2 protein-coding genes and 1 tRNA gene (1 of these 3 running past the window's edge) are annotated in these 2,374 nt (G+C 58.0%); all 3 read right to left on the reverse strand.

All coding sequences use genetic code 11. The features are described from left to right. Positions 1-1,681, reverse strand: the 5' portion of a protein-coding gene (typA, locus tag QVO51_RS10295; RefSeq protein ID WP_022358319.1) for a translational GTPase TypA. 158 nt of this gene lie to the left of the window's left edge; the window shows 1,681 of its 1,839 coding nt (coding positions 1-1,681); it begins with the start codon at positions 1,679-1,681; its stop codon lies off the left edge, out of view. Between the two features lie 124 nt (positions 1,682-1,805). Further along, on the reverse strand, positions 1,806-2,204 hold the full coding sequence (locus QVO51_RS10300) for a DUF2500 family protein (RefSeq protein ID WP_022358320.1): 399 nt from the start codon (positions 2,202-2,204) through the stop codon (positions 1,806-1,808). 59 nt (positions 2,205-2,263) lie between these two features. Next, positions 2,264-2,348, reverse strand: a tRNA-Tyr gene (locus QVO51_RS10305). Between the last annotated feature and the right edge of the window lie 26 nt (positions 2,349-2,374).

Here is a 2,374-nt window from a genome sequence, read left to right on the forward strand (position 1 = left end):
GGGGTACCAGCCGGAGTGCGTCATCGCTGCCGCTGGCACGGGTATTGGTCAGGTGCTTGCGCTTGCACACATTCACCACAATGTCCTCCCCCTTGGGGGACTGACCCACCACCATGCCCTCGTATACGGGCACGCCGGCACCGATGAACAGATTGCCCCGCTCCTGGGCGTTATACAGACCGTAGGTGACGGAGTCGCCGGTTTCAAAGGATACCAGAGAGCCAACACTGCGGCGGGGGATATCCCCCTTGTAGGGCTCGTAGCCCTCGAACACGCTGCTCATGATGCCCTCCCCCTTGGTATCGGTGAGGAATTCGCTCTTATAGCCGAACAGGCCTCTGGCAGGAATCAGGAACTCCAGACGCATGCGGCTGCCCTGGGGATGCATGGATTGCAGCTCCGCCTTCCGGGTACCCATTTTCTCCATAACGCTGCCTACGCTCTCCTCCGGCACGTCGATGACCAGCCGCTCAATGGGCTCCATCTTCTTGCCGTGATCGTCCCGGAACAATACACGGGGGGTGGACACTGCCAGCTCGTAGCCCTCCCGGCGCATGTTTTCGATGAGGATGGACAGGTGCATTTCCCCCCGTCCTGCCACCAGGAAGGAGTCAGTGGAGTCGGTTTCGCTGACCCGCAGGGAAACATCCTTCAGAAGCTCCTTGAACAGCCGGTCACGAAGCTGACGGGAGGTGACGAACTTGCCGTCCCGACCTGCCAGGGGACTGTCGTTGACGGAGAAGGTCATTTCCACCGTAGGCTCGCTGATCTTGGTGAAGGGCAGAGGCTCAAAGGCACCGTTTTCACAGACTGTGTCCCCGATGGTGATGTTTTCGATGCCGCTGACCCATACAATATCCCCCACTGTGGCAGTTTCCACCGGTACCCGCTTCAGCTCCTGGATCTGCATCAGGGTCACCAGCTTCGCATTGTAAGGCTTTCTGGATTCGTGGTAATCCCCTACGGTGATTGCCTGTCCCACCCGGGCGGTGCCCCGCTCGATTCTGCCAATGCCGATTCTACCCACATATTCGTTGTAGTCGATGGAGGAGATCAGCATTTGCAGGGGAGCGTTCTCGTCCCCCTGGGGCGGCTCAATGTAGTTGACGATGGTATCGAACAGGGGAGTCAGATCCTCGCCCTCCTCGTACTGGCTCAGGGAGGCGGTGCCGGCTCTGCCGGAGCAGAACAGGATGGGGCTTTCCAGCTGTTCATCGTTGGCGTCAAGCTCCAGCAGCAGCTCCAGCACCTCGTCCCCGATCTCGTCCAGACGGGCATCCGGCCGGTCGATCTTGTTGACCACGATGATGATCTTGTGACCCATCTCCAGCGCCTTGGACAGCACAAACCGGGTCTGGGGCATGGGGCCCTCCGCCGCATCCACCAGCAGCAGCACCCCGTCCACCATGTTCAGCACACGCTCCACCTCGCCGCCGAAATCCGCATGACCGGGGGTGTCGATGATGTTGATCTTGATGCCGTTGTAGCATACGGAGGTGTTCTTCGCCAGAATGGTGATGCCCCGCTCACGCTCCAGGTCGTTGCTGTCCATGACACGCTCCGCTACATTCTGATTCTCCCGGAATGCGCCGCCCTGCTTGAGCATTTCGTCCACCAGGGTGGTTTTGCCGTGGTCAACGTGGGCGATGATGGCGATATTCCGCAGATCGTTTCTTACCATAATGGTCATCCTTTCCTGTTGCGGAGCAGTGATACTCCACAATACTTATACACATTTTTTGTTGAATATGTTCAAATTTCCTTTTCGTTTGGGCATAAGAAAAGCCTTGCGCTTTGCAAGGCGATTACATGAACCAATCCGGCTCAAAGCCAAGAAAATACCCGTTCTGGATCACCAGCGTGCCGGACAGACCCTCTTGCAGACCCTCGTAGGTACCCTCGTCCACAAACAGCACACGCTTGGTGCCGTTGTCCAGGAGGAATTCCGCCTCGAAGGCGTTCAGATGGTCGGGGGACCGGGCTGTGCCGGTTTTCAGCACGCCGCAGCGCATGCCGATGACCACCGCATGCAGGGATTCAGGCTCACCGGATGTGTGGGATGCGGGCGGTGCCGGAATCCGGCGCTTTTCCCGCCGCCTGGACAGGATCAGACTGCCGGCAAGAAAGCATCCGAGCAGCAGAACCACCAGCAGTGGGATCAGACTGCCCCAGGCAATGAGACAGGGCGTTACAGGCAGGTGCATAGCTTACCTCCGCTGACAATGAAAAAACTCCGATTTGATGTCGGAGTTTTTCTGGGTATTGGTGGGGGAAGATGGATTCGAACCATCGAAGCTAGAAGCAACAGATTTACAGTCTGCCCCCTTTGGCCACTCGGGAATTCCCCCATATATTACGCAGTTGATGGAGCTGG

Origin of the sequence: Ruminococcus sp. CAG:379 (assembly GCF_000434255.1) — a bacterium.
Lineage (GTDB): Bacteria > Bacillota > Clostridia > Oscillospirales > Ruminococcaceae > Ruminococcus_F > Ruminococcus_F champanellensis.

Coding starts and splice junctions, on each gene's coding strand:
- QVO51_RS10300 (WP_022358320.1), bottom strand. CDS start 2,204: ATGCACCTGCCTGTAACGCCCTGTCTCATTGCCTGGGGCAGTCTGATC.